Consider the following 1,288-nt stretch of genomic DNA (forward strand, 5'->3'; position numbering starts at 1 on the left):
GAGCCCGATCGTGGTGTTGAACCAGTTCGTGTCCGCACTCAACCCCGCGAAGGCGGAGCCGTTGTTGTTCGCACCCGACGTGAACGCGTACAAGATCTCCGAGAAGCCGTGCGCCCCCGGGTTCAGCATCGAATTCTTCGGCGTCGGCAGGGCCATCGACACCGCCGTGAAGCCGAGCACCAGCGCGGGCGTGATCAGGATGTAGCAGGCCGCCAGCTTGATCTGCCGCGTGCCGATCTTCTTGCCCAGATACTCCGGCGTACGCCCCACCATCAGACCCGCGATGAACACCGCGATGATCGCCATGACCAGCATGCCGTAGAGCCCGGAGCCGACACCGCCCGGCGCGATCTCACCCAGCTGCATGCCCAACAGATCAATCCCGCCCCCCAGACCGGTATTCGAGGAATGGAAGGAGTTCACCGCGCCCGTCGAGGTGAGCGTCGTGGCCACCGAGAAGATCGCCGAAGCGCCGATCCCGAACCGCGTCTCCTTGCCCTCCATCGCCCCGCCCGCAGCCTCAAAGGCCGGGCCGTGGTGCGCGAACTCGGTCCACATCATCAGCACCGTGAACCCGACCCAGATCACCGCCATCGTCGCCAGGATCGCGTAACCCTGCTTCACCGAGCCGACCATCTTCCCGAACGTCCGCGTCAGCGCGAACGGAATCACCAGGATCAGGAAGACCTCGAACAGGTTGGAGAAACCATTCGGATTCTCAAACGGATGGGCCGAGTTGGCGTTGAAATACCCGCCACCATTGGTCCCCAGCTCCTTGATGACCTCCTGCGAGGCCACCGCCCCGCCGTTCCACTCCTGCTTGCCGCCCAGGAACTGGCCCACCGAGTGGATCCCGGAGAAGTTCTGGATCGCCCCACACGCCACCAGCACGAGCGCACCGAGCACCGCGATCGGAATCAGGACCCGGACAGTGCCACGCACCAAGTCGGCCCAGAAATTGCCCAGTTCACCGGTGCGCGACCGCGCGAACCCCCGCACCAGCGCGACCGCCACGGCGATCCCCACCGCCGCCGAGACGAAGTTCTGCACCGCAAGCCCACCGGTCTGCACGACATGGCCCATGGCCTGCTCACCGGAGTACGACTGCCAGTTGGTGTTCGCCACGAACGACGCAGCCGTGTTGAACGCCTGATCCGGATCAATCGCCTTGAAGCCGAGCGACCCCGGCAGGCTTCCCTGCACACGCTGCAGCAGATACAGAAACAGCACACTCACCGCGGAGAACGCCAGCACCCCACGCAGATACGCCGGCCAGCGCATCTCCGCA

At 65.0% G+C, this 1,288-nt stretch carries 1 protein-coding gene; it reads right to left on the reverse strand.

Going from position 1 to position 1,288, the window contains the following annotated elements; all coding sequences use genetic code 11:
* Positions 1-1,288: potassium-transporting ATPase subunit KdpA (gene kdpA, locus ACQB60_RS45700; protein WP_496932034.1), on the reverse strand; the 1,288-nt coding region annotated here is incomplete at both ends.

It is taken from the genome of Streptomyces odontotermitis (genome assembly GCF_050510915.1).
In the GTDB taxonomy this organism is placed as follows: Bacteria; Actinomycetota; Actinomycetes; order Streptomycetales; family Streptomycetaceae; genus Streptomyces.